This is a genomic window from Pannonibacter sp. I15F10I1 (assembly GCF_900185665.1).
Taxonomy (GTDB): domain Bacteria; phylum Pseudomonadota; class Alphaproteobacteria; order Rhizobiales; family Stappiaceae; genus Pannonibacter; species Pannonibacter indicus.
Window position 1 is genome coordinate 325,776 of sequence record NZ_FYAN01000026.1, and the last position, 25,640, is coordinate 351,415.

A 25,640-nucleotide genomic window follows, 5' to 3' on the forward strand; every position below is an offset into this window, starting at 1 on the left:
TGCCCTGAAACAATGGCCAAATTGAGCCGTTTACGCAAGTGCTGGCCACCATTTCGTGAACGCATCAAGACGAAAAATGCCACGTCACGGACAAGCTTGCAGGGCAGCAGAAACCTGCTGCCCTGAATGGTTTACAGGCCGCCGCTGCTGGAGACCTGCGTGTCACCAATCGTGCGCAGGCCGAACCGGAAGAAGAATGTCCGGTTCACCGTCTCGCCATTGTTGCGGCTGCGGTCCTGCTGATAGGAAAGCGACATGGAGAAGCCTTCATCATCATAGCCAAGGCCGCCGGAGTCCTGAACAATGTTCTCATTCTTCAGGTCATAGCGCACGCCGCCGAACAGCCGCCAGTTCTCTGCAATCCGCAGACTGCTGGAGGCCAGGATCTCTTCCCGCTTCTTGTCGATGCCAAGATTGGGCTGCTTGTCGAGGAAGGCATAGGCCAGTGTGCTGACAACTGGGCCATATGTCCCAGTCGCCTGCACTTGAAGGCGGCGTAAGGAAAGATTTTCATTATCAAAGCGCGCCTGTGAGCCGAGTGCTATCCCTCGCCGTGTGTCCAGAGCAAAGCCGGCCACATAATCCGACTGGCGTGTATCAAGACCGGAATCCAGCGAAGAGCCGAAGAGGTCCGCTTTGGAGAAGGAGTTGCGTCCCGACAAATGGAAGGACTGCCCTATAAGCGCACTGAAATACTCCCCGCTATCCATCTGCAATTTATAGTTAAATCCCAGGTTCGCGCGAGTGCCGCCTTCGGACCGGTCGTAACCGGAGAATTTGTCATAAGCAAAAAGCGTGGTCGTATCGAAAACCAGGCTCTGAGCATCTTCGTTCGGCAGCTCTCCGATGCGCTGCTCATCCGGCCGTACGATAATCTGCGCGATCGGCTCGAAGATCTGGTTGCCGCCATTGAAGCTGGCGATGAACGGATAGCGGTACTCCAGGCCCACGGCCGGCATGACGCGGCCGACAAAGGCCTCATTCGTCAGCGTGGTGACGTTTTTGTCCTGCGAGGCCAGGAAGAACAGATCGCCGCGCACATAGGCAAAAGGTGTGAACATCTGACCGATCGGATCGATCAGGGTCCGCCGCCATTGTGTGTTCACGCTCCAGCGCGAGAATGTGCCGTCTACACCGCGGTAGCGGTTCACGCCGTTGACGGAATAGGCATCAGTCTCAGCCCGGGTCAGACTGGTGAAGTTGCTGTCGAAAGATAGTTCGCCACCGGCAACTGGATGATCAAAGACATAATTCACATCAGCAACAGGGAAGACATAAGGTTGCTTATCCTGCAGTTTTGAACCAACCGGCGCAAACTGGCCTACCGGATTCTGGCTGCTGGTGGATGTGTAATCTTCCTGCGAAATCGAGAAAGCATAGGCATAAATGGTCGCGGCATTTCTGCCTGAGTAACGTGAGAGTGATATCTCGGACACGTCACTGGTGTTGCCGAGCTGCGTCCTTGCATAGTCGGTGAGGAACGCCCGGTCCGATTTATAGGTCGCGTTCCACGCAAGAGACCAGGCTTCAAAGAGCTGATAGGAACCTTCGGTGTGAAGCGCGCCGCGCCAGCGGCGGTTGCCGCTTGATATCAGAAATTCAGACGGATCGGTCTGAGAGATCAACGCACCGGAGATCAGGTATTGGCCTCTCTCGAGCTCATGCCGCCAGATAGCCGACCCCAAGGCCCCCTGCTTGGTGAACCCGGTTGCCGTCACGGTCAAATCATAATGAGGATCGAGAGCCCAGTAGTAGGGAACTGAAACGCCATAGCCAAGGCGTGAAGAGATGATCCCGGTTGGCGTCAGAAAGCCGGACTTCCGCTTGACCGAAGGATCCGGCATCGACAGGTAGGGAACATAGGCGATTGGGGCGCCGAAGAACTCCAGCTGGGTATCCTCGAACCGGATAACCTTTTCTTCCTGATTGTGGACAATCTTCTGGGCACGCAGGCGCCACAGCGGCGGTTTTTCAGCCGGCTGGCGGGTGTAGACGGTGTAGAGCCCGTTGTTGAAGGTGGTCACGTTACCGCCTTCACGATTCGCGCTTTCCGCGATGAACCGTGTGCGCTGGGGCGAATCCACCTGCAATGAGCGGGCAAAACCTTCGGCGAAGTTGTCCGTCAGTTCCATTTCCTGCGTCGTGACGATGTTGCCATCCGGCTCCGCCATCTTGACGTTGCCCTTGGCAAACATACGCCCGGATCCGCGGTCGAAGATGACTTCGTCCGCTTCCAGCGTGTAGCCGTCATAGAAGATCTGCACCTTGCCGCGCGCCAGGATCTTGTCCCGGTCGTAGTCATAGGTGAGATCATCCGCTTCCAGCAGCATCTCCGCGTTGGGATTCACGTTGGCAGAGACGGACGCAGACGCGGGCGACTGTGCCAGAACCACAGGCGCGGCCCAGGGAGCGGTGATCAGTGAGCAGGCAATAACGGTACCAAGGCCGCGGATGAAAAGTCCGCGAACCGGGGCACAGGCACCCGAATTCAGGAGGCCCGGCTTGAGACGCATCTTGTTCGCCATCTAGCCGTCTTCCTGATTGAGCAGGATCGTCAAACCCATGAGAACTCCAAACACTCCCGGGGCCCAAGCAGCGATCACTGGGGGGACGATACCGGCCCCTCCGAGATCGCGTGCGAGCTCAGAGAGAACGTAAAGCACGAACCCGGCGGCGATTCCACCCAGAATCATCTTTCCGAGACCACCAAAGCGCGAAACCTTTAAAGAAACTGCTGCTGCGATGAGCACCATCGCCAATAAAAGCAGGGGACGAGCCAGAAGCGTTTGATATTGCAGCGTATACCGATAGGCCGGAAGACCGGCGCGGCTGGCCAGTTCAATGAAGCGCGGCAGGTTCCAGAATGAAATTGATTCGGGCGAGCCAATGCTCTCGCGCACTTCCGTCGGCGTCAGGAATGTGCTGACCTGATAGGTGTTGTGGCGCTGCGGATCGGCATTGGTGCGGTAGACAACCGCGTCCTTGAGCACCCAATAGCCGTCATTCAGCTCCGCTTCACGGGCTTCGATCCGCTCATCGAAGCGCCCCTGCCGGTTGAATGTGAAGACGGTGACGCCGCGCAGCGTCGTACCCTGCGCCAGCAGCTGCTCCGCATTGAGAACTGATTCGCCGTCAAGACCATCCTGCCTCATCCACACCGCGTTGGTCGTCTGCAGCAGGAAGCTGTCCTCACCGCCGAAAAGACCCGCGGCAACCCTGTCGGACTGCTGCTGCATCCATACGGCGACCGGATTGTAGAGCACGACCGACAGGCCGCCGAGCACGAGAGCCACCAGAGCGGCCGGTGCGCCGAACTGCCAGACCGAAATGCCCGCCGCCCGGGTGACGACCAGCTCCAGGCCGCGGCTCAGGGTGACAAAGGCGGAGATGGAGCCGAACAGGACGGCAAAGGGGATGACCTGTTCCAGCAGCAGCGGCACGCGCAGAAGTGAAATGATGCTGACACGCAGCACGGAAATATCACCCTGCTCACCGGCACGGCGCAGCAGTTCCAGCACATCGAACAGGAAAATCAGGATCGCAGCCAGCAGGAACAGTCCGAGGATGGACCGCAGGAACCGGCGGGAGAAATAAAGGGAGAGGGTCGGCCCAAGCATTCCGGTCAGGCTCCCTTCGACAGGCGGCGGCTGAGACGGTTCTGCAGGCGCTCGCCGAAGTCTGTCATGCGTTCAACCAGCTTTGCAAGCCAGCGGGGGGCCGCCCCCGTGTCGGACTGGAGAATGAACCAGGCTGGCAGCACGATGCCGAGCACCGGCACGGTATAATAGGCCGCGATGATCGCAGCCGAGCCGCTTGCAAGCGATGTCGCGCCAAAGCCTGCCGTGCGCAGCAGGATGCAGCCGCCAAGCGCTCCCAGCAGCGCAAGCCCGCGGTCCTGACGCGTGGTACGGGCCTGGCCAAGGAAGACAAAGACAATCAGGCCAAAGGCAATGGCATAAAGCGGCTGGCTGAAACGGTTGTGAAGTTCCGCCGCGATCCGCTCCGGATACCGCTGTGAAAACTCGTCAGGCGCCGGATTGCTGATGAGAGCCCATGTGGAGCGCTCGCTGGCCTTGTAGACTGGCTCAACCGCTTCCGGAACAAGGCTCGACAGGTCGAAGGCATAGGACTGGAAGCGGACGATCGAGATGTCGCCGCTCGTCTTCGGACGGCGCTGGATCGTGCCGTTCTGCATCACCAGCAGCGTCAGCCCCTGCACTTCGACAATGTGCCCGACCTCGGATTCATAGGTGAAGATCGTGGCCGGATCGCGTGTGTCATGCAGCAGCAGCCCATCCAGCGCACCATCACCGGAGCGGTTGCGGATATGGAATGTCAGACCATCGGCCATGGAAATGAAGCGGCCGGGTTTGACGATATTCGCCACAAGATCGACCCGCACGCGGGTGATTTCATCGCGCAGCCGTGCCAGCCCCTCCGGCGCCACGTAAAGCGACATGGCGCCCGTCAGGAGGGCGATGCCGAGCGCGAAGATGAGGACTGGCCGGAGCACCAGATAACGGGAGCCGCCGGTGGCATTGATGACGATCAGCTCGCTGTCACTCGACAGGGCGTTGAGAACGAGGATCAGGGCAATCATCAGCGCGAAAGGCGCCACGATGACGACCAGAAACGGCATCGCCAGCATCGTGATGGAGATGAACTGGACAATGGTCTGGCCCTTGGACGTGACCAGATCGAGCTGACGCAGGGCCTGCGTCGCCCACACCACGCCGGTCATGGCCGCGAGGGTCATCGTAAAGACGAAAACAGACCGGCGGATGATGTAACGTTCGAGTGTCTTCATGCTCTCTGCCGGACTGCAACGCGGTTCAACCGCAGACCTGTTCCACCCGATCATGGCCTTTCAAAGCCGCCGGATGCCGGACTGCAGCAGACTGCCCGATTGCAGATTTATTCGGCAAAGGCTTGCTGCACAAGGCATATCAGGCCACATTGCTGGAATTTACCGCATCCTGGCCCGTCTTTTACGGGCGAGTGAACCCAAGATGGAAAAATGAACAAGCTTACGAAAATCCAATTCGGCAAGGCCTCCGCTGCGCCGGCCCCTGCCGCTGTCGTTCTGGCTGACGATTCTCTGGCCGCCGGTCCGCTGGCCGCAGGCCTGCTGGATGCGCTGCCGGGTGGCCTTGCCCGTGCGGCCAGTGCCGGCGGCTTCAAGGGCAAGCGCGGCTCGAAGCTGGATCTCGTGGCGCCCGGCGGGCTTGATCTCGACCGTGTTTTCGTCTTCGGCCTCGGCAAGGCGCAGGACATGCAGGACACCGACTGGCTGAAGCTGGGCGGTTCCGTGCAGGCGGCACTGGCCGGTGCCCGTGCTGCCGATGCCATCGTCTATCTGGAGCTGCCCGGCGGCGGCGAGGTGAGCGCCAAGGCCGCCGCCCAGTTCGCGCTTGGGGCAAAGCTGCGCTCCTACAGCTTCGATGCCTACAAGACGAAGAAGGATGAGGACGGCCAGCCGGTCGAGCTGACGCTCAACATCATCGGCCCGGAGTCCAAGGCTGCCAAGAAGGCCTTTGCCGATGCGGAAGCTGTCGGTGACGGCGTGCTGCTGGCGCGTGATCTGGTCAATGAACCGGCCAATGTGCTCGGACCCGTGGAGTTCGCGGACCGCGCCGCGAAGCTCGAAAAGCTCGGTGTGGAAATCGAGATCCTCACCGAAAAGGAAATGAAGAAGCTGAAGATGGCCGCGCTTCTTGGCGTGGCCCAGGGCTCCGTCCGTCCGCCGCGCCTTGTCATCATGCGCTGGAACGGCGGCAAGAAGGATGAAGCCCCGGTCGCCTTCGTCGGCAAGGGCGTCGTGTTCGACACGGGCGGCATTTCCATCAAGCCGGCGGCCGGTATGGAAGACATGAAGGGCGACATGGGCGGCGCAGCTGCCGTCACCGGCCTGATGCATGCGCTGGCGGCCCGCAAGGCCAAGGTTAATGTCATCGGCATCATCGGCCTCGTCGAGAACATGCCGGACGGCAACGCCCAGCGTCCGGGCGACATCGTGCGTGCCATGTCGGGCACAACCATCGAGATCCTCAACACCGATGCCGAAGGCCGTCTCGTGCTGGCCGATGCGCTCTGGTACACGCAGGAGCGTTTCAAGCCGAAGTTCATGATTGATCTCGCCACCCTGACCGGCGCCGTCATCATCGCCCTCGGCAACCAGAATGCAGGCCTCTTCTCCAACAACGACGAACTGGCGCAGCGCCTGTTTGCCGCTGGCGAGACGACCGGCGAAAGCGTCTGGCGCCTGCCGCTGTCCAAGGCCTATGACAAGCTGATCGACACCCCCAATGCGGACGTGAAGAACACCGGCGGGCGCACCGCTGGCTCCATCACGGCAGCACAGTTCCTGCAGCGCTTCGTCAATGATGTGCCCTGGGCGCATCTGGATGTGGCGGGAACGGCCATGGGCTCCGTCAAGGACGAGATCAGCCAGGGCTGGGCTTCCGGCTTCGGCGTGCGCCTGCTCGACCAGCTGGTGCGCGACCACTACGAAGGCTGACACAGCTCCTAGCTGTTTTGGGGCGGCGGCCTAGCTGCTGCCGCCCGGGTTCCACTTCTGCCGGGGGACGCGATGTATACGCCCGCGCATTTTGCCGAAGCCGATCCCGATGAAATCGAACGCCTGATCAGCGCATTTCCGCTGGCGGCGGTGGTGGCTGACACGCCGGGCGGACTTTGCGCCAATCATCTGCCGCTTTTGCTGTCCGGGGACAGGCTCGCCGGCCATGTGGCGCTGGCCAATGCGATGCACGAAGAGGTGCCGGACGGTGCGCCGGTGCTGGCCATCTTCCGGGGCGGCGATGCCTATGTCAGCCCCAACTGGTATCCCAGTAAAGCCGAGACCCACCGGGCGGTGCCGACCTGGAATTATCAGGTGGTGCATGTCCACGGCCATATCCGCTGGCTGCGGGAGGCGGCGGCCAAGCGCCGGATCGTCAGCCTTCTGACCAGCCGCTTCGAGAAACCGCTGAACGGGGAGGGCGCCTGGAAGATGGGCGATGCCCCGGCCGACTATCTTGAGGACATGATCAGCAAGATCGTTGCGCTGGAAATCTCCATCTTGCGGATCGAGGCAAAGTCCAAGCTGAACCAGAACCACCCCGAGGCAAACCGCCGCGCCGTCGCGCAGGAACTTGCCGCACGCGGCGTTGATCACCTTGCTGCTGCAATGCGCCGGAAGAGCGGGGAGTGAGGCTCTTCAGGACCCAATCTCAACGGCGCCGCAGGTCAAAGGCGGCACGCGTTATCCACAGCATTTCAACAGAAAACCCGCCGGTTTTCCGGCGGGTTTTCAAAACGCTTCTTCACAGGATGCAGCAGGTCTGCAGACCCGCGTCACGCCAGGTTCAGGGGCTCAGCAGGCCTTGTAGGTCTGGCACTGCGTGGTGTTCTCCGTCACCACAAGACCCAGTGCTGCCGTTGCTCCGGCCAGACCCATGACCATGGTGAAGAACAACGCAACGCGAACAAGCATGAAAACCCCCGGGGAAATGGCCGCAAACGGCCCTGAAACTTCTGCGCCGGTTCATTCAGAATCGACCTGAATGTTTTCCGGTTCCTTCACCATACCGGCCGCGCATTTGCGAGCGGTTAATGCTAGATGTCTGTCCGCATGTCCATTCCGGCACAGCACGTTTTGCGCTTATTGCCCGGTGATGTTGCACCTGCGCATCACCAATGGGGCGCCTGCGCGGCGGGCGGGGCAAAAAGGTCTGCAAACGTGGCGCAAGCATGGCAGGCTGGGGCGCTGCCGGGGATAACCCGCAACTTTTCACCGCGCAGCGCGGAAGGCCGCAAGCGACCGGAAATCATGTGAGGAATCATCAGTGAGCACGGAAGTCCTGTTCTACCACCTGACCCGTCAGCCGCTGGAAGACGTGCTGCCGGGCCTGTTGATGAAATGCCTGGAACGGGACTGGAAAGTCGTGGTGCAATGCGGCTCGGATGAGCGCTGCGCCGCACTGGATGCGCATCTGTGGAGTTTCTCCGATCATGAGTTTCTGCCCCACGGTACCATCGCCGACGGCTTCCCCGAGCATCAGCCGGTGTTCCTGACCACAGGGCCGGACAATCCCAATGGGGCTGAGGTGCGCTTTCTGGTGGACCGGGCCGCGCCGCCCCCCATCGAGGGCTATGGCCGTGTCGTCGTCCTGTTCGATGGCAACGATCATGAGGCTCTGGCGGATGCGCGCCAGCACTGGAAGCTGTTCAAGGGGCAGGGGGCCGAGGTCACCTACTGGCAGCAGCGCGATGGCGGCGGCTGGGAGCGCAAGGCCTGACGGTGAGCTTTTCAACGCCCGCTCCTCCTGTTCTGGCGGAAGGCTCGCACCGGTTTCATTGGCTGGCTCAAGAAAAACGCGGCCGCTGCTTTTGTAACCTTCTGAAACCCGTTCGTTTTGCTGCACCGCCGCTGCCTGCAGCCCTGTGCTGCGGCATGTGTTGAAAATCAGTTTTGAATTTTTCTTGCGTTGCAGCTGCCGCAGCTTTCTCTTTTTTACCAAGGCCTCCGGTGTGAGGCCTTGCACTGATGTTGCTGCTATTTGCCCCTGGGCAAGGAAAAGGCGCGTAATTCATCGCCGGGTACCGATTTTCATTGAGTGTTGCGCCCAAAGGGGGTAACAGCCCCCCAACAGGTTTTGTCCCTGTCCTCAGGACCGGATCCGCAAAGGGCACGAGATGATTTCCACCCCCTATTATCTGATCGACAAGTCGAAGCTTCTGCCGAACATGGAGAAGATCGCATGGCTGCGCGAGGCCTCCGGCGCAAAGTCGCTGCTGGCGCTCAAGTGCTTTGCGTCCTGGTCCGTGTTCGATTTCATGTCGAACTACATGGACGGCACCACTTCGTCGTCGCTCTATGAGGTGAAGCTCGGCCGGGAGAAATTCCCCGGCGAGACGCACGCCTATTCGGTGGCCTATGCGCCGGATGAGATCGACGAGGTGATTGCCTCGTCCGACAAGATCATCTTCAACACCATCGGCCAGCTGGAGCGTTTCGAGAGCCAGTCGGCGAACCATGTGCGCGGCCTGCGCGTCAATCCGGGTGTCTCCACCTCGGACTTTGATCTGGCTGACCCGGCCCGCCCGTTCTCGCGCCTTGGCGAGCATGACCCGGAGACCATCGCAAAGGTCGCGGACAAGATCACCGGCTTCATGTTCCACAACAACTGTGAGAACGCCGATTTCGACCGTTTCGACGGCATGCTTGGCCATATCGAGCAGCGCTTCGGCTTTCTCATCCGCCAGATGGAATGGATCAGCCTCGGCGGCGGCATTCATTTCACCGGCGAGGGCTATCCGCTGGAGAAGTTTGCCGAGCGGCTGAAGCGCTTTGCGGGCGAAAACGAAGTGCAGGTCTATCTGGAGCCCGGCGAGGCGGCGATCACAAAGTCCGCCACGCTGGAAGTGACCGTGCTGGACACGTTGCACAACGGCAAGAACCTTGCCATCGTCGACAGCTCCATCGAGGCGCATATGCTGGATCTGCTGATCTACCGGCAGAGCGCCAAGGTCGAGCCGAATGCGGGCGATCACGAGTGGATGGTCTGCGGCAAGTCCTGCCTTGCGGGCGACATTTTCGGCGAGTTCCGCTTTGAAAAGCCGCTGGCTGCCGGTGACCGGCTCTCCATTCAGGATGCGGCCGGCTACACGATGGTCAAGAAGAACTGGTTCAATGGCGTGAAGATGCCGGCGATTGCCGTGAAGGAGCTGGATGGCTCCGTGCGCCTTGCCCGCGACTTCACCTATGACGATTTCACGGCGGCCCTGTCGTGATTTCAGCCTCACACTGAGGCTGTACAACCCTTAGAGACCCAAGGAGGACTATGGGCGAAATGAAGCGCAACGTACTCATCATCGGCGCCGGTGGCGTAGCGCAGGTTGTCGCGCATAAATGTGCGCAGAACAACGACCTGCTCGGCGACATTCATATTGCTTCGCGCACCGTTGCGAAGTGTGAGCGGATTCTGGACAGCGTCCGCGAAAAAGGCAGCCTGAAGGTCGAGGGTGTTCTTCAAGCCCATGCCCTCAATGCGATGGACACTGCCGCCGTTGCGGACCTGATCCGCAAGACCGGCGTGCAGATCGTCATCAACGTCGGTTCGGCCTTCGTCAACATGACCGTACTGGAAGCCTGCATCGAGACCGGTGCGGCCTATATGGACACGGCCATCCACGAAGACCCGAAGAAGATCTGCGAGACGCCGCCCTGGTACGGCAATTACGAGTGGAAGCGCCGCGAGCGCTGCGCTGAGAAGGGCGTCACCGCCATTCTGGGCGTCGGCTTCGACCCGGGCGTCGTCAATGCCTATGCGCGTCTTGCCATCGACGAATATGTGACCGAGCCCGAGTCGATCGATATCATCGACATCAACGCCGGTTCGCATGGCCGCTGGTTCTCCACGAACTTCGATCCGGAAATCAATTTCCGCGAGTTCACCGGCACGGTCTATTCCTGGCAGCAGGGCGCCTGGCAGTCGAACAAGATGTTCGAGGTCGGCAAGGTGTGGGACATGCCGGTCGTCGGCGAGCAGCAGACCTACATGACCGGCCATGACGAGGTGCATTCGCTCTCGGCCAACTATCCGCAGGCGGACGTGCGCTTCTGGATGGGCTTCTCCGATCACTACATCAACGTCTTCACCGTGCTGAAGAACCTCGGCCTCCTGTCCGAACAGCCGGTCAGGACGGCGGAAGGCGTGGAAGTCGTGCCGCTGAAGGTGGTCAAGGCCGTGCTGCCGGACCCGTCCTCGCTCGCGCCCGACTACACCGGCAAGACCTGCATCGGCACGCTGGTGAAGGGCAAGAAGGACGGCAAGCCGGCCGAAGTGCTCGTCTTCAACGTGGCCGACCACAAGGAAGCCTACAATGAAGTCGGTTCGCAGGGCATCAGCTACACCGCCGGCGTGCCGCCGGTCGCCGCTGCCATGCTGATCGCGGATGGCACCTGGGACGTGGGTACGATGAAGAATGTCGAGGAGCTTGACCCCAAGCCCTTCCTCGCCATCCTCAACCGCATCGGCCTGCCGACCGAAATCAAGGACGCCTCCGGCACCCGGACCTTCACGGCCTGACCCGGACTGCACCGCAAGACCTTCTCAGGCCTCCGGGAAACCGGGGGCCTGATTTGTATTTTTGGGGGGATATGGCTGGGGCGCTCACCCCATCACTCCGTCATGCCACGGCTCGACCGTGGCACCCATGCCGTTGCCTCTCGATACGGCGCAGCTTGCAGGTTTCCCATCCGCGCCTGTCCCCGTGCGGTGAATTCAGGGAATGGATGCCACGATCAAGTCGTGGCATGACGAAAGTTGAGAGGGCGTGCCGTGCGGGGAGGCAGTGCAGCGAGGAGGAAGCGCGGCGAGGCGATCGTCCGATCGAGGCGGGGATCCCGGTGCAAGATGCGAGGCTTGAGGTGAGCAGTGCGCTCAACCCATCCTCCGTCATGCCACGGCTCGACCGTGGCATCCATGCCGTTGCCTCTCGATACAGCACAGCATGCGTGTTCCCATCCGCGCCTGTCCCCGTGCGGTGAATTCAGGGCATGGATGCCACGATCAGGTCGTGGCATGACGAAAGTTGAGAGGGCGTGCCGTGCGGGGAGGCAGTGCGCTCAACCCATCCTCGTCCTGCCAGGGCTCGACGGAGGCGGGGAGGGGCAGATTTGGTTATCCTCTTGCGCAGGCCTTTGGCTGCCCGAAGAACGGCAGCGCGCCGTAATCCCGTCGCGTCCCGGCACGCGTGATCATCCGGCCTGGTGGCTGCAGACCGGCGCAGACGTCCTGTTCAGCAGAAGAAGAACATCGGAAAGCGGCATGGGCTGGCCGAGAAGATAGCCCTGCACCTGCGGGCAGCCTATGCTGCGCAAAAGCTCCATCTGGTCTTCTTTTTCGACGCCTTCTGCAATCACCAGCATGCCGAGAGATTTTCCAAGGTCTATGATGCTGCGCATGATCTCCTTGACGCGCAGGTTCGGCTCATTGGGATCAAAACGGGCAATGAAACTGCGGTCAATCTTGAGAATGTCGACCGGTACCCAGCTGAGATACTCAAATGACGAGTAGCCTTTGCCGAAGTCGTCCAGCGCCACCCGCACGCCAAGGGCCCGCCATTCGTTGAGCCGCTCCACGGCAGCCTTTTCGTTGTCCAGAAACACCGATTCTGTGATTTCCAGCTCCAGCCGCTGTGCCGGCAGACCGGTCCGTGCCAGGATATCCGCGACCTTTTGCGCAAAGCGTGCATTGCCGACCTGGACCGGCGAGACGTTGACGGCCACACTGAGATGACCTGGCCATGACCTGGCCTGTTCGCAAGCTGCCGCAAGCACCCATTCGCCAACCTGATCGATCAGGCCCGTTTCCTCCAGAATGGGAATGAACCGGCTTGGCGGAACGGGACGGTTGTGCTGGTTGCGCCAGCGCAACAGCGCTTCGAAGCCAATCAGCCGGCGCGTCATGGTGCAAAAGCGGGGCTGATAGTGCAACTCGAACTTCTGCTCCGAGACGGCTGTCCGCAACGCGGCAACCAGATTCCGGCGGCTGTTGAGTTCATCCAGCATGATCGGCCGGAAGAAGGCGTAGTCGCTGCGTTTCGGCTTGCGGCTCTTGGCGTGGTACATTGCGACATCGGCATCAACCAGAATGTCACGGCGGCCGGCCCTGTCTCCGGTGGCAATGGCGATGCCGATACTGCATCCCATGCGGAAGACGCGCGTGTTGGATTCTATCGGGCTGCCAATGCTGGCGATCAGTTGGCGGGCCAGCGACCGCAGAGCCATTCTGGAGGTCTGGTTTTCCAGCACGACGACGAATTCGTCCCCACCAAGCCGGGCGATGGTGTTTTGTCCGTTTCCACCGGCAGATGCGATGCGTTCTGCCAGAACCTTGAGCACCTGATCGCCGGTGTCATGCCCATAGGCATCATTCACAGCCTTGAAATCATTGAGATCGATCAGCAGCACGGCGAAACCGTTGATGGCACCGGCCTCGAGCCTGGCCGACACGGCCGTGATGTGCTGGCGCAGGAAGGCACGGTTGTGCAGACCTGTCAGCACATCGCGGTAGACGAGTTCCTTGAGTTCACGCTCCCGCTCGCGCAGCTTTGCCGTGATCTGCCATTGTTCCGTGATGTCGATACGGCGCGACATGGTGGCGCCTGTTCGGGACTTCATACGGAAATAGATATAGGTCCTGCCGCCAAGGGTCTGGATTTCCCTGTGGTGGTCAACGAGGGTGCTGGCGAGCTCGGCACGCCCGGCAAGATAGGCATCCGGATCGGTGCGGGCGAGGGGATCATCGATGATGCCTGCTTCAAGGTCGAGCTTGTAGAGATCGAGGTGCCGCGCCCCAAGCAGGCCTTGCCGCCCGGGATAATGCGGAAAGACCCGGTGGTATGCCGGGTTGGAGAACACCACACCATCTTCCTCATCATAAAAGGAAATGGCTTCCTCGCTTTGCTCCAGTGCCTCCAGCACCATCTGCGTGAGCTTCTGACGCTGCAGCGTGCGCAGGCTGCTGTCTGTCAGGCGGATGAGATTCTGCCGGACGGCCTGCTTTCCGGCATCAAGCTGCGGACAGCGCAGGACAACTCCGCCGATGATCTGCCCGTCACTGTGAAGCCGGAAAAATACCGGGCGCTCAAGGCTTGCGGTCCCGGCCAGCTCCGGCTCCGGGTTTTGCCTATCCGCAAGCCAGGCGCTGATCGCTTCCACCGGCAGGTCTGTCATGCCGGCGCAGTAAGCCCGGCGGATGGAACGTCTGTTCAGAGCAGCAACGAAGCCGGCAAGCTGGGTTGGCCCCAGCATCCGTTCACAGGCGGTATGGAGCGCCTGGAAAATCCCGGTTTCATCCGCTGCCTGTTCCATGCCGATAACGGCGTCCGTAAAATCACGGGAAAAAGCAACGGCTTGGGTCATAATCTCTTTCAAAGAATCAGGTGGCGGGAGTCGGAGCAGAACTCATCTCGAACTTGATGATAAACGACATTATTGGCATGACAGTTTGATGTCATTTTGGTTCAGCGTTTTCGCTGAGGTGTTTGACAGGCTGTCTGCTGCATTTGGTTGTGAAGTTTTTGGTATATATCTTTGGTTGATTTTGTATGGAGCTGCCTGAGCGCGCCCGGCAGTGGAAATTACTGCAGGGCAGAGCCTGAAGCCTGAGCTTTGACGCAGAGGTGTGACGGCTGGCCGTGGCATGCAGGTGTCCCTCCGCGCCTGTCGCCGTGCAGTGAATTCAGGGAATGGATGCCACGATCAGGTCGTGGCATGACGAAAGCGGGGAGGGCGTGCCGTGCGGGGAGACAGTGCAGCGGGGAGGCAGCGCGGCGGGGCGATTGTCCGTTGAGGGCGGGGAGCTTGGTACGAGGGGCAAGGCTTGAGGTGAGCAGTGCGCTCACCCCATCCTTCGTCATGCCACGGCATGACGAAAGCGGGGAGGGCGTGCCGTGCGGGGAGACAGTGCGGAGGGAGGTTGTGCGGCGGGGCGATTGTCCGTTGAGGGCGGGGAGCCTGGTACGAGGAGCAAGACTTGAGGTGAGCAGTGCGCTCACCCCATCCTTCGTCATGCCACGGCTTGACCGTGGCACCCATGCCGTTGCCTCTCCACACAGCGGATCATTCGTGTTTTGTCGCCGTGCGGTGAATTCAGGGAATGGATGCCACGATCAAGTCGTGGCATGACGAAAACGGGGAGGGTGGCGGAACGAGCGCCCCTCAGAACGGCAGAAGCCGGGTTGCCTTTGGCGTAATCCCCTCGCGCATGAGGAATTTGCGCAAGGGCGGGAAGCGGCCGGCGGCATAGAGGCCGAGGGAGCGCAGGGCCTGAACGGGGAGCATGTCCGTCAGCAGCGAGCGGTTGAGGAGATCCACGGCCGTGGTGCGGCTGGTGATGTCCGGCTTGCGGGCGCTGTCATAGCGGGCGAGCGTCAGAGCGCTGCCCACATCCTCGCCACGGGCCTTGGCCTCGCCTGCGATACGGGCGAGATCGGCCACATCGCGCAGGCCCAGATTGAGGCCTTGCGCACCGATGGGCGGGAACACATGCGCCGCCTCGCCGATGAGGGCGCAACGGTTGGCGGCGGCTTTCTTCGCGATCATGCCGCTGAGCGGATAGACCTGACGGGGGCTGGCGATGCGGAAGGCGCCGAGCACCGAATGGGCGCGCCGCTCCAGCTCCAGCGCCAGTGCGCCATCTTCGTAAGCCTTGAGATGCGTGGCTGTTTCCGGCGTGACGACGCAGACGAGCGACGACATGCGCCCCGGCAGCGGCACCAGCGTGAAAGGGCCGGTGGGCGTGTGGAATTCGGTGGAGACCGAGCCATGCGGCCGGTCATGCTCCAGGTTCATCACCAGCGCCATTTGCGGGTAGGACCATTCGCGCACGTCAATTCCGGCGGCTTGACGAACCATGGACGTGCGGCCATCGGCACCCACGGCGAGGGCAGCCGTCAGCGTGGCACCGTCTTCCAGTGTCAGACGCACCTCTGCCTCGGCAGGCTCAAGCTTTGCAAGGCGGGTCTTGATCCATGTGAGGCCGTCAGCCTTCAGGACGGCGGCTTCCAGTTCCGCGTTCAGCTCCCGGTTCAGCACATTGTAGCCGAAGGCCTCCAGTCCCAGTTCCGAAGCATCAAAGGTGGTTTCGGGTGCGCGGATCAGGCGGCGGGTGTCGTCGATGAGACGCATGTGGGCAAGAGGCGCAGACCGGGCGGCGAGCTTGTCCCAGACGCCGATTTCGTCCAGCAAGGCGACAGAGGCCTGCAGCAGCGCCGTGGTGCGAGCGTCTTTGGTGTTCACCTCCGGCGCGACGAGAGCGGTGCGCAAGCCCCTGCGGGCCAGCAGCAGGGCAGCGGCCATGCCGGAAGGCCCCGCACCAATGACGGCAGCGTCAAAATCCGTGGTGCGGTTCTGGCCCTCTGCCTTGTCCATCGTGCCTGCTGCGGAAGCTGTGTTCATGTCTCTTGCCCGATCTGTGGCCTGATCTTTTGACCTGTTGAGGACAGGATGGCGCCCCATGAGGGAAATGCAAGGCCTTGACCTTGCGCAAAGCGTCGCGCCCCGCGCCGGGGTAAGGGGTATGACACTGACAGGCAAGTGCTTTCGCTGCAGGGGCCGGAACACTTGACCGGTGGACGGCAGGAAAGATGCTCATGAGCAGCAGTGCGCCAATGCCTGAGAACGTCAAGGCTGAGGAAGCGGGGGAAAAGACCGGGGGCAGCGATGCATCCGGCGGACGCCGTCTCGTCATCCTTCTGTGCAGCCTGCTGGCGGTGGCTGGATGGCTTTACCTTGCCGCCGTGGTCGCGGCGATGGTTCCGGTCATGGATATGACCGAGGCCGGGCCGGGCATGGGTCTCTTCAACGCCTTCAATATTTTCGACGGGTTGCCGAAGGACGTGCGTGCTGCGCTGGCCGTGCTGTGCCTGCCAGCGGGTGCCACCACATTCGGCATGCCGGCCGAGGACTGGGGCGTGGGCGGGGCGGGGCTTGTCTTCCTCATGTGGATGATGATGACGCTGGCCATGATGCTGCCCACGGCGATGCCGGTGTTTCTGTCGCATGCGAAGCGCCGTGCCGGTGCCGTCTCCGGTCCTTCAGCCGCGGTCACGGTCAGCCTGCTGGCGCTCGGCTATCTCACCATCTGGACCGCCTATGCGCTTGCCGCGACTCTGGTTCAATGGCTGCTGACGGATTACGGCCTGCTGTCGTCCATGATGGCCCCGGTGTCTCTGGTGTTCTCGGCCACCACGCTGATTGCTGCCGGGTTGTACCAGTTCACCCCGGCCAAGCAGGCCTGCCTGCTGCGCTGCTGGTATCCGCGCTGGTCCAGCCCTGTTTCGGGCGGTGCGGCGGCGGCATTCTACCGGGAAGGCCTGATCCAGGGGCTGGCCTGCCTTGGCTGCTGCTGGGCGCTGATGACCGTCATGTTCGCGGTCGGCATCATGAACATCATCTGGGTGGGGCTGCTCGGGGCGGTGATGGCGCTGGAAAAGAACCTGCCGAGCCGCTGGTTCTACAAGGCCGCCGGCGTTTTCCTGCTGCTGTGGGGAGCTTCGCTGATGGGGGCCATGCTGTTTCTCAGCGGAAAAATTTGAGCTCAAATTCGCAGAAATCCGCCGGATTTCCTGAAAATCCTGCTTTGCTGCCTGTCATGATATTGAAATATTGCCCAAACAGGTGCATTGATCTTGCTTGCGCAGGTGTGAGCCGGGCGTGGTGGGAACCAATGCGCCGGCCGTGTGTTATGTCACGGATGCGGGCAGGGGCGTGCCGGCATCCGGTTCAAGGAACCGGTTCTGGCAGGATCTGTGCCTGCCGCGCGCAAGAAGCGTGAAAGCATGGACAGATGTGCCGTTGAAGGCACCGGCATCCGGACTGCCGCAGGGCGGGCCGGGCAAAGGGAAAGTGAACGCCGTGACTGACATTACCCCTGAAAAGCGGTCCCATGTGCCGGCGCTGTTCCTCATCCATGTGCTGACGGCCTCCGGCGCGCCGATTGCTCTTGCTGCGCTCCTGGCTGGCGCACGCGGCAACTGGCAGGAAATGTTCGTCTGGCTCGGCCTTGCGCTGGTGGTGGATGGCATCGACGGCCCCCTGGCGCGCAAATACAACATCGCCGAACGGCTGCCGCGCTGGTCCGGCGCCTCGCTGGATTTCGTCATCGACTACGCCACTTACGTGTTCCTTCCCGCCTTCGCCCTGGCCGCCGGCCCCATGCTGGACCGGCCGTGGAACTGGATCTGCGGCGGCCTCGTCGTCTTCACCGGTGCGCTCTATTTCGCCGACAACGGCATGAAGACCCATGACAAGGCGTTCAAGGGCTTCCCGGCCTGCTGGAACATGGTCGTCTTCGGCCTGATGCTGCTGTCGCCCTCGCAGGGCTTCACGATCGCCGTTGTCCTGGCCTGCTGCCTCTTCACCTTCATGCCGGTGCGCTTCGTCCATCCGGTGCGCGTCAAGCGCTGGCGTCCGCTGACGCTGGTCATGACCGCCGCCTGGCTTGCTGCCGCCGGCATCGGTCTGTGGAACGAAATGACCCTCAGCGAGCCGATGGCCTGGGTCTTCGGCATCTCCAGCCTTTACCTGCTGACGGTTTCTGCCGTGCATCAGGCGCTGGAACGCTACGCCTGACCGGAAGGTCACATGGGCCGCTTTCGCATCAGAAAGCGGCTTTCCCATTGAACGGTATTGCCTTTATCCTGCGCGCGGAAATGCCCTGCGCGGGCGTGGCTTTCTGCGGCCCGCAGGCAGGGCCTGATTTTGCCGTAACGGCGCAAATGATCTGGAGGAGACATCATGGTTCATGCCATCCGCATTCATCAGACCGGTGGTCCCGAGGTTCTGACCTGGGAGGCCTTCGAGCCGGGCAAGCCGGGGCCGGGTGAGGCGCGGGTGCGCCATGAGGCCGTGGGGCTGAACTTCATCGATGTCTATTACCGCACGGGGCTTTATCCGGCGCCGAACGGCCTGCCCTTCATTCCCGGCAACGAGGGCGCGGGCGTGGTGACCGAGGTGGGCGATGGCGTTTCCCACGTGGCGCCGGGCGACCGGGTCGCCTATGTCGGCCCGCTCGGCTCCTATGCGCAGGAGCGCCTTGTCCCGGCAGACCGTCTGGTGAAGCTGCCGGAGACGATTGCCAGTGACGTTGCCGCTTCCATGATGCTGAAGGGCATGACGGCGCGCTACCTGCTGCGCCGCACCTTCAAGGTTGGTCCCGGTTCCACCATCCTGTTCCATGCGGCCGCTGGCGGCGTCGGCCTCATCGCCGGACAGTGGGCCGCGCATCTGGGTGCCACGGTCATCGGAACGGTTGGCTCGGACGAAAAGGCGGAACTCGTCAAGGCCAATGGCTACACCCATGTCATCAACTACCGGACGGAGAATTTCGTCGAGCGGGTGAAGGAGATCACCGGCGGCAAGGGCTGCGATGTGGTCTATGATTCCGTGGGCCGCGACACCTTCCCCGGTTCGCTCGACTGCCTGAAGTTCATGGGCCTCTTTGCTTCCTTCGGCCAGTCCTCCGGCCCGATCACCGATTTCAACATCGGCATGCTGGCGCAGAAGGGCTCGCTGTTTGCCACCCGCCAGACCCTGTTCAATCACATTGCCGCCCGCTCCGACCTTGAGGAAACGGCAGGCGAACTGTTTGACGTGGTGGAGCAGGGCGTCGTCTCGATCCAGATCAACCAGCGCTACAAGCTGTCCGATGCTGCCACCGCGCACCGCGATCTGGAAGCGCGCAGGACCACCGGCACATCGGTGATGCTGCCCGAATAAGGCTGGCGGCATTTCGGGCCGAAAAAAGGTGAGGGGGCATGGAAACCGGGCGCAAGACAGCCGAACCTGACCGGTCGCGCAGTCTCTATGCGCCCGCCATGCGCTACTTTGCGGCTGTGGCCGAAGCCGGATCGATCCGCGCTGCGGCCCGCCAGCTCAACGTGGCTTCATCGGCGGTGAACCGGCAGATCCTGTGGCTGGAAGAAGCGCTGGACCTTGCCCTGTTCGAGCGACTGGGCCGGGGCCTGCGCCTGTCTCCGGCAGGCGAGGTGCTGCTTGCCCATGTGCGGCGCACCTATTCCGACTTTGAAGGCACGGTGGCGGAACTGGACGCGCTGAAGGGTCTGCGGCGCGGCACCGTGTCGGTGGCAACGGTCGAAAGCGTTGCCGATTCGATCCTGCCGCAGATCATCGGCTCCTTCCGCAAATCCTATCCGGGCATCCACGTTTCGGTGACCGTAACCAGCGCCCTGCAGGCGACCGGCATGGTGGAGCGGGCGGAGGCGGATATCGGCTTCACCTTCGATCCGCCGCGCACCTCGGCGCTGACAACCGCCTTTGCCCATGAACTGGTGATCGGTGCCGTGATGACGCCGGATCATCCGCTGGCCAGCCATGCCGGGGATCTGACACTGGCGGATTGCCTGCGTTATCCTCTGGCGCTGCCTGCCAAAGGCCTGTCGCTGCGCACCCGCATCGATGCGGCGCTGTCGCGTCTGCCGGGCACCATCCGCACCTATGTGGAAGCCAATTCCCTCAGCTTCATGCGGGCGCTGACAAGGCGCGGGGCGGTGGTCAGCTTTCAGACCAAGATCGGGCTTGAGGCAGATCTCGCCGGCGGGCTGCTGGTGTTCCGGCCCTTGAGCGATGCGCCGCTTCAGGCGGACAGGCTGGCGGTGGTCACATCCTCGCTGCGCGCGCTCGGGCTGGCGCCGGGCATGTTCTACGATCATGCCATGCTCGCCATCAAAGAGCACTTGCCGTTGATTGATGCCATTTAGGCATCGCTCCGCCCCCTAATCGGTTCTATTGTTTCCCCGGAAAGTAAGGCAACCTCAGGGTTGAGAAATTGCGGCTGGTGCGGGACGCCAGCCAGCCCGGGCCTGCGGACGCGCGGCAGCCCCGGGACCGGATGAGAGGGAGAGCAGAATGGGCCGTCTGACCACGCATGTCCTTGATACCGCCTTGGGCAAGCCCGCGGCAGGACTTGTGATCGAGCTTTGGGCGGTGGAGCCGAAGCCCTCGCGCCTGCGCCGGGTGGAAACCAACGCCGATGGCCGGGTCGATGGGGCGATCCTGGAAGGATCGGAATTTGGCCCCGGCATCTATGAGCTGCGGTTCTTTGCCGGAGATTACCTCAAGGCCAGCGGCGCGCCGGTCACAGAGCCTGCCTTCCTCGACATGATCCCGATCCGTTTCGGCATTTCCAATGCGCGCGAGCATTATCACGTGCCGCTGCTGCTCTCGCCCTACGGCTATTCGACCTACAGGGGGAGCTGAGCCATGCGGGACACGATCCGCTTCCTGCGGGCAGGAAAAGTGGTGGAGCTCACGGATATCGGGCCGATGGATACGGTGCTCGACTATCTGCGCCTCACCGAAAGGGCGACCGGCACCAAGGAAGGCTGCGGTGAGGGCGACTGCGGCGCCTGCACCGTGGCGCTTGGCCGGGTGATTGGCGGCAAGCTGACCTATCAGCCGGTCAATGCCTGCATCCAGCTTCTGGGCATGATCGACGGGGCGGAATTGGTGACGGTGGAGGATCTCGCCGCCGATGGCCGCCTGCATCCGGTTCAGGTGGCGATGCGCGACCTGCACGGCTCCCAATGCGGCTTCTGCACGCCGGGCTTCATCATGAGCCTTTTCACGCTCTATCACGCCGAAGGCATGGAAAAGAGCCGCAAGGCGGTGACGGAATGGCTGGCGGGGAACCTGTGCCGCTGCACCGGTTACCGGCCGATCATCGACGCGGCGCTGGCCAGCTGCTTCGAGGCGGCGGATGATGCCTTCTCCTGGCGTGCGGCCGAAACCCGCGAGGCCCTGCGGCGGCTGGCCGATTCCCGGGATGTGTTCATCGGTTCCACCGATAACTTCTTCGCGGCTCCGGCGACGGTGGAGGGCCTTGCCGCGCTTTACAGCCAGTTTCCCGATGCCACGCTCGTTGCAGGTGCGACGGATGTGGGCCTGTGGATCACCAAGAGCCTGAAGTCCCTGCCACGCATCATCTGGCTGGGCCATGTGGCAGGGATGGACCGGGTGGAGGTGACGGGAGAGGGCATCATCCTCGGCGCTGCCGCCACCTATGCGGCGGCCGAACCGGCGCTGCGCGCTCTGGCGCCGGATCTGGGCGTGCTGCTGGGGCGCATCGGCTCCAAACAGGTCCGTGCGTCCGGCACCATTGGCGGCAATATCGCCAATGGCTCGCCCATCGGCGACATGCCGCCGGCCCTCATTGCGCTTGGCGCCAGCATCGAGCTGCAGCAGGGCGACAATCTGCGCGATCTGCCGCTGGAAAGCTTCTTCATCGATTATGGCAAGCAGGACCGGCTGCCGGGCGAATTCGTGGCCGGTGTCTTCGTGCCGCGTCCCGGCGCCAACCAGCATTTCCGCTGTTACAAGGTGTCCAAGCGGTTTGATCAGGACATTTCCGCCGTCATGGCCGCCTTCAATCTGACGGTCGTGGACGGCGAAATCACCGCTGCCCGTATCGCCTTCGGCGGCATGGCGGCAACGCCGCGCCGGGCGCTGCTCGCAGAGGCGGCGCTGACGGGTGCGCGCATCGATGATCCCGTCACCTGGGGCGCGGCCATCCGCGCGCTGCAGGAGGACTTCAAGCCGATCACCGACATGCGCGCGAGTGCGGCCTACCGTATGGAAGTCGCCCGCTCGCTCCTGGCCAAGGCCTTGATGGAGATTGCCGGGCCTGCCGAGCCCGTGCGCCTGCCAGCTCTCCAGCCGGAAGGAGGCGATCATGAACGCGCCGCATGACACCGCTCTGACGGAAGGCGCAGAGGCGCTGACCCATGTGCACCGCTCTCTGCCCCATGACAGCGCTGAACGGCATGTCACGGGCACGGCGGTTTATATCGATGACATGCCGGAGCCGCAGGGCACCTTGCATGTTGTGCCGGGCTGGGCGCGCCATGCGGTGCGCGGGCCGCTGCTGGCGATGGATCTGGACGCGGTGCGCCATGCGCCGGGTGTGGTGGCGGTGCTGACCGCTGCCGATGTGCCGGGCCTCAACGATTGTTCGGCCTCCTTTGGCGGCGATCCGGTGCTGGCGGACAAGGAAATCCTCTTTTACGGTCAGGTGGCCTTTGCCGTCGTTGCCACCAGCCGGGATGCTGCGCGCCGCGCAGCGCGGCTTGCGCAGATTGATGCCGGGCCGCAGACGCCGATCATCTCCGTTGAAGATGCCATCGCCGCCGATGTGACGGTGCTGCCGGACTACCAGTTCCGCCGCGGTGCGCCGGAGGCGGGGCTGGCGAGTGCCGAGCACAAGCTCTCCGGTGTGTTCCATGTCGGCGGGCAGGAGCATTTCTACCTCGAAGGCCAGATTGCGCTGGCCATTCCGGGCGAGGAGCGGGCCGTTCAGGTCCATTCCTCCACCCAGCACCCGACCGAGGTGCAGCATGTGGTGGCCAAGGTTCTGGGCGTGCCCGATGCGCTGGTGACGGTGGACGTGCGCCGTATGGGCGGCGGCTTTGGCGGCAAGGAATCGCAGGCGAACCAGTGGGCCTGTCTTGCCGCGCTCGCCGCCCGCGTCACGGGCCGGCCCTGCAAGCTGCGGCTCGACCGGGACGACGACATGATCATGACCGGCAAGCGGCATGACTTCCGTGTCGAGTGGACCGTTGGCCATGACAACACGGGCCGCATCCGCGCCGTGGACATGACGTTCTTCGCCCGCTGCGGCTATTCGGCGGATCTGTCGCTGGGGGTGGTGGACCGCACCATGTTCCATGCGGACAGCAGCTATTTCTATCCCGACGCCCAGATCCGCAGCCGCCGCCTGCGCACCGACACCTGCTCCAACACCGCCTTCCGGGGCTTTGGCGGGCCGCAGGGCATGCTGGCGGCAGAGCGGATGATTGACGCCATCGCCATCACGCTGGGGCTCGATCCTTTGGAAGTGCGCAAGCGCAATTTCTATGACTGGGCCCGCAACCAGACGCCCTATGGCATGGTGGTGGAGGAATGGCAGACGCTGCACACCGTCGTGGAGCAGCTGGAGGTCACCTCCGCCTATTGGCAGCGCCGGGAAGAGGTGCGCGCCTTCAACGCCCGCAACCACGTGCTGCGCAAGGGGCTGGCTCTGACGCCGGTGAAATTCGGCATCTCCTTCACGCTCAAACACCTCAATCAGGCCGGGGCGCTGGTGCATCTTTACACCGACGGCTCGATCCAGCTGAACCATGGCGGCACCGAGATGGGGCAGGGGCTCTATCAGAAGGTGGCGCAGGTGGTGGCGGAGGAATTCGGCGTCACTCTCGACAAGGTGATCATCACCGCCACCTCTACCGGCAAGGTGCCGAACACCGGCCCCACGGCAGCCTCTTCCGGCACCGATCTCAACGCCATGGCCGCGCGCAATGCGGCACGCGCCATCAAGGACAGGCTGATTGCCTTTGCGGCGGGGCACTTCCATTGTTCGCCGGAATCCGTTGTCTTTGCGGACAATCGGGTGCGCGCCGGAAGCGATGTGGTGAGCCTGGCGGAACTGGCCAAACTTGCCCACATGGGCCGCGTCCACATGTCGGATGCGGGCTTCTATGCCAGCCCCAAGATCACCTGGGACCGGGAGAGCGCCAGCGGCCGCCCGTTCCTCTATTTCGCCTACGGAGCGGCGGCGGCGGAAGTCACCATCGACACCATGACCGGCGAGATGAGCGTGGACCGGGTGGACATCCTTCACGATGTGGGCCGTTCGCTCAACCCGGCCATCGACATCGGCCAGATCGAGGGCGGCTTCATTCAGGGCATGGGCTGGCTGACGACCGAGGAACTGGTGTGGGACGAGCAGGGGCGCCTGCGCACCCATGCACCCTCCACCTACAAGATCCCGGCCATATCGGACACGCCGGCCGAGTTCAACGTGGCGCTCTATGCTTCCGCCGGCAATCCGGAGGAGACGATCTACCGCTCCAAGGCGGTGGGCGAGCCGCCGGTGATGCTGGCCAATTCCGTCTTCTGCGCCATCACCGATGCGCTCGCCTCGCTGCGGCCCGGCACCGTGCCGCAGCTGGACGCACCTGCCACGCCCGAAGCGATCCTGAAAGCGGTGCAGGCCATGCGGCAGGCAGGAGGGGCGCGATGATCCTCTGGCGGCGGATTCTGGATGAGCTGCGTGAAGGTGGGGCCTGCTGCCTCGTCACCGTCGCAGCATCGGCCGGATCCGCCCCGCGTGAGGCGGGTGCGCGCATGACCGTGCGTGCGGATGGCAGCATTTCCGGCACGATCGGCGGCGGAACGCTGGAGTTCGAGGCGATCCGCTGGGCGCTTTCCGGCATGCGCGAAGGCCGAAGGGGGCTTGCCTTCCGCCGTGTGTCGCTGGGGCCGGATCTGGGCCAGTGCTGCGGCGGACGCGTCGATCTGGCGCTGGAGCATTTCACGGCAGAGGATATCGAACCCGTGCGGGCGTTGGTGCATGCGCAGGAGGAGCGCGGCGGACAGCTGGCGGTCCGGGCGGCTTTCACGCAGGAAGGCGTGCCCCTGCAGCGGCAGGTGCTGGGGGATCTGCCCGCCGGGCCGGATTTCCAGCTGGCGGATGGCAGTCTCACCGAGCGTTTCGGGCTTGAGCTTCAGCCCGTGTGGCTGTTCGGGGCCGGGCATGTGGGCCGGGCCGTTGTGCTCGCACTGGCGCCGCTTCCCTTTGACGTCACCTGGATCGACAGCCGCCCGGACTTTTTTCCACCGGCGATGCCGGGAAACCTGCGCTACGTCAGCGTCAGCCGCCCGGCGGACTTGCTCAAGGATGCGCCGGACAGTGCCTTCATTCTCGTCATGACTCATTCCCATGCGCTGGATGAGGATATTGTGGCGGCAGCGCTGGCGCAGGACCGGTTTGCCTATGTTGGCGTGATCGGCAGCGAGACCAAGCGCGCGCGGTTCACGAGCCGCCTGCGCCGCCGGGGACTTGCGGAACGGCAGGTTGGCGGGCTGGTGTGCCCCATCGGGGCGGGTGGGGTGAAGTCGAAATTACCGGCGGCCATCGCGGCCTCTGTTGCTGTTGAACTCCTGATTAAAAATGAGGCAGTAAAGCTGGAAGGTCTATACAATCAGCCTCTTGCGCAGGGGCAGAAGCCGGTCAATAACGCGGGGTGAACCCGACGGCAGAAGGGGCAGTGTGGAG

At 62.7% G+C, this 25,640-nt stretch carries 18 protein-coding genes; 13 read left to right on the forward strand and 5 right to left on the reverse strand.

The features are described 5' to 3' along the window. Positions 1 to 131 precede the first annotated feature (131 nt). The 3 genes from IF10I1_RS14795 to lptF are packed head-to-tail and all read right to left on the reverse strand — an operon-like array spanning position 132 to position 4,807. On the reverse strand, positions 132 to 2,525 hold the full coding sequence (locus IF10I1_RS14795; RefSeq protein WP_186393379.1) for an LPS-assembly protein LptD: 2,394 nt from the start codon (positions 2,523 to 2,525) through the stop codon (positions 132 to 134). Continuing rightward, the gene (gene lptG / locus IF10I1_RS14800) at positions 2,526 to 3,617 is read right to left on the reverse strand and encodes an LPS export ABC transporter permease LptG (RefSeq protein ID WP_050475168.1); all 1,092 of its coding nucleotides are present in this window, start codon (positions 3,615 to 3,617) and stop codon (positions 2,526 to 2,528) included. Positions 3,618 to 3,622: 5 nt separating this feature from the next. After that, a complete protein-coding gene (gene lptF / locus IF10I1_RS14805) occupies positions 3,623 to 4,807 on the reverse strand; it encodes an LPS export ABC transporter permease LptF (protein WP_186393380.1) in 1,185 nt (394 codons plus the stop codon). A 210-nt stretch (positions 4,808 to 5,017) separates the two neighbouring features. Here lptF and IF10I1_RS14810 point away from each other — a divergent pair, with 210 nt between their 5' ends. The 5 genes from IF10I1_RS14810 (at position 5,018) to IF10I1_RS14830 (ending at position 11,090) form a co-directional block, all read left to right on the forward strand. Continuing rightward, positions 5,018 to 6,517, forward strand: coding sequence for a leucyl aminopeptidase (locus IF10I1_RS14810; RefSeq protein ID WP_186393381.1), 1,500 nt, complete (start codon positions 5,018 to 5,020; stop codon positions 6,515 to 6,517). Positions 6,518 to 6,589: 72 nt separating this feature from the next. Beyond that, a complete protein-coding gene (locus IF10I1_RS14815) occupies positions 6,590 to 7,210 on the forward strand; it encodes an FMN-binding negative transcriptional regulator (protein WP_186393382.1) in 621 nt (206 codons plus the stop codon). Between the two features lie 634 nt (positions 7,211 to 7,844). Continuing rightward, positions 7,845 to 8,297: a DNA polymerase III subunit chi gene (locus tag IF10I1_RS14820; RefSeq protein ID WP_058899843.1), complete on the forward strand. Its 453-nt coding sequence runs from the start codon at positions 7,845 to 7,847 to the stop codon at positions 8,295 to 8,297. Between the two features lie 397 nt (positions 8,298 to 8,694). After that, complete coding sequence (locus tag IF10I1_RS14825) at positions 8,695 to 9,792, forward strand: carboxynorspermidine decarboxylase (RefSeq protein WP_174235466.1); 1,098 nt, start codon at positions 8,695 to 8,697, stop codon at positions 9,790 to 9,792. A gap of 59 nt (positions 9,793 to 9,851) precedes the next feature. Then, the gene (locus IF10I1_RS14830) at positions 9,852 to 11,090 is read left to right on the forward strand and encodes a saccharopine dehydrogenase family protein (RefSeq protein WP_186393383.1); all 1,239 of its coding nucleotides are present in this window, start codon (positions 9,852 to 9,854) and stop codon (positions 11,088 to 11,090) included. A 671-nt stretch (positions 11,091 to 11,761) separates the two neighbouring features. Here IF10I1_RS14830 and IF10I1_RS14835 read toward each other — a convergent pair. Then, positions 11,762 to 13,930, reverse strand: a complete 2,169-nt coding sequence (locus tag IF10I1_RS14835) for a bifunctional diguanylate cyclase/phosphodiesterase (RefSeq protein ID WP_186393384.1) — start codon at positions 13,928 to 13,930, stop codon at positions 11,762 to 11,764. Between the two features lie 798 nt (positions 13,931 to 14,728). Next, complete coding sequence (locus IF10I1_RS14840; protein WP_186393385.1) at positions 14,729 to 15,967, reverse strand: UbiH/UbiF family hydroxylase; 1,239 nt, start codon at positions 15,965 to 15,967, stop codon at positions 14,729 to 14,731. Positions 15,968 to 16,179: 212 nt separating this feature from the next. Between IF10I1_RS14840 and IF10I1_RS14845 the strand changes: the two genes are divergently transcribed. The 8 genes from IF10I1_RS14845 (at position 16,180) to xdhC (ending at position 25,612) form a co-directional block, all read left to right on the forward strand. Beyond that, entirely contained in the window at positions 16,180 to 17,106 is a 927-nt protein-coding gene (locus IF10I1_RS14845; RefSeq protein ID WP_208977435.1) for a DUF2182 domain-containing protein, read from the forward strand. Positions 17,107 to 17,425: 319 nt separating this feature from the next. After that, entirely contained in the window at positions 17,426 to 18,142 is a 717-nt protein-coding gene (locus IF10I1_RS14850) for a phosphatidylcholine/phosphatidylserine synthase (protein ID WP_050471835.1), read from the forward strand. Between the two features lie 165 nt (positions 18,143 to 18,307). After that, a complete protein-coding gene (locus IF10I1_RS14855) occupies positions 18,308 to 19,288 on the forward strand; it encodes a quinone oxidoreductase (protein ID WP_186393387.1) in 981 nt (326 codons plus the stop codon). Positions 19,289 to 19,326: 38 nt separating this feature from the next. Next, complete coding sequence (locus IF10I1_RS14860) at positions 19,327 to 20,289, forward strand: LysR family transcriptional regulator (RefSeq protein ID WP_058899840.1); 963 nt, start codon at positions 19,327 to 19,329, stop codon at positions 20,287 to 20,289. Positions 20,290 to 20,437: 148 nt separating this feature from the next. Beyond that, entirely contained in the window at positions 20,438 to 20,788 is a 351-nt protein-coding gene (gene uraH, locus IF10I1_RS14865) for a hydroxyisourate hydrolase (RefSeq protein WP_019965688.1), read from the forward strand. A gap of 3 nt (positions 20,789 to 20,791) precedes the next feature. Further along, positions 20,792 to 22,276 (forward strand): xanthine dehydrogenase small subunit, encoded by a 1,485-nt coding sequence (gene xdhA / locus IF10I1_RS14870; protein ID WP_186393388.1) that lies wholly within the window; start codon positions 20,792 to 20,794, stop codon positions 22,274 to 22,276. Continuing rightward, positions 22,260 to 24,605, forward strand: coding sequence for a xanthine dehydrogenase molybdopterin binding subunit (xdhB, locus tag IF10I1_RS14875; RefSeq protein WP_186393389.1), 2,346 nt, complete (start codon positions 22,260 to 22,262; stop codon positions 24,603 to 24,605). Before xdhA ends, xdhB begins: the two co-directional genes overlap by 17 nt. Continuing rightward, on the forward strand, positions 24,602 to 25,612 hold the full coding sequence (gene xdhC, locus IF10I1_RS14880; RefSeq protein WP_186393390.1) for a xanthine dehydrogenase accessory protein XdhC: 1,011 nt from the start codon (positions 24,602 to 24,604) through the stop codon (positions 25,610 to 25,612). Before xdhB ends, xdhC begins: the two co-directional genes overlap by 4 nt. Positions 25,613 to 25,640 lie beyond the last annotated feature (28 nt).

Bases quoted from the DNA above. Each gene is read 5' to 3' on its own strand.
- IF10I1_RS14845 (WP_208977435.1), top strand. From the start codon at position 16,180: ATGCCTGAGAACGTCAAGGCTGAGGAAGCGGGGGAAAAGACCGGGGGC.
- xdhA (WP_186393388.1), top strand. From the start codon at position 20,792: ATGCGGGACACGATCCGCTTCCTGCGGGCAGGAAAAGTGGTGGAGCTC.
- IF10I1_RS14810 (WP_186393381.1), top strand. From the start codon at position 5,018: ATGAACAAGCTTACGAAAATCCAATTCGGCAAGGCCTCCGCTGCGCCG.
- lptG (WP_050475168.1), bottom strand. From the start codon at position 3,617: ATGCTTGGGCCGACCCTCTCCCTTTATTTCTCCCGCCGGTTCCTGCGG.
- xdhC (WP_186393390.1), top strand. From the start codon at position 24,602: ATGATCCTCTGGCGGCGGATTCTGGATGAGCTGCGTGAAGGTGGGGCC.
- IF10I1_RS14795 (WP_186393379.1), bottom strand. From the start codon at position 2,525: ATGGCGAACAAGATGCGTCTCAAGCCGGGCCTCCTGAATTCGGGTGCC.
- uraH (WP_019965688.1), top strand. From the start codon at position 20,438: ATGGGCCGTCTGACCACGCATGTCCTTGATACCGCCTTGGGCAAGCCC.
- IF10I1_RS14835 (WP_186393384.1), bottom strand. From the start codon at position 13,930: ATGACCCAAGCCGTTGCTTTTTCCCGTGATTTTACGGACGCCGTTATC.
- IF10I1_RS14855 (WP_186393387.1), top strand. From the start codon at position 18,308: ATGGTTCATGCCATCCGCATTCATCAGACCGGTGGTCCCGAGGTTCTG.
- IF10I1_RS14825 (WP_174235466.1), top strand. From the start codon at position 8,695: ATGATTTCCACCCCCTATTATCTGATCGACAAGTCGAAGCTTCTGCCG.
- IF10I1_RS14815 (WP_186393382.1), top strand. From the start codon at position 6,590: ATGTATACGCCCGCGCATTTTGCCGAAGCCGATCCCGATGAAATCGAA.
- IF10I1_RS14860 (WP_058899840.1), top strand. From the start codon at position 19,327: ATGGAAACCGGGCGCAAGACAGCCGAACCTGACCGGTCGCGCAGTCTC.
- IF10I1_RS14830 (WP_186393383.1), top strand. From the start codon at position 9,852: ATGAAGCGCAACGTACTCATCATCGGCGCCGGTGGCGTAGCGCAGGTT.
- xdhB (WP_186393389.1), top strand. From the start codon at position 22,260: ATGAACGCGCCGCATGACACCGCTCTGACGGAAGGCGCAGAGGCGCTG.
- IF10I1_RS14840 (WP_186393385.1), bottom strand. From the start codon at position 15,967: ATGAACACAGCTTCCGCAGCAGGCACGATGGACAAGGCAGAGGGCCAG.
- lptF (WP_186393380.1), bottom strand. From the start codon at position 4,807: ATGAAGACACTCGAACGTTACATCATCCGCCGGTCTGTTTTCGTCTTT.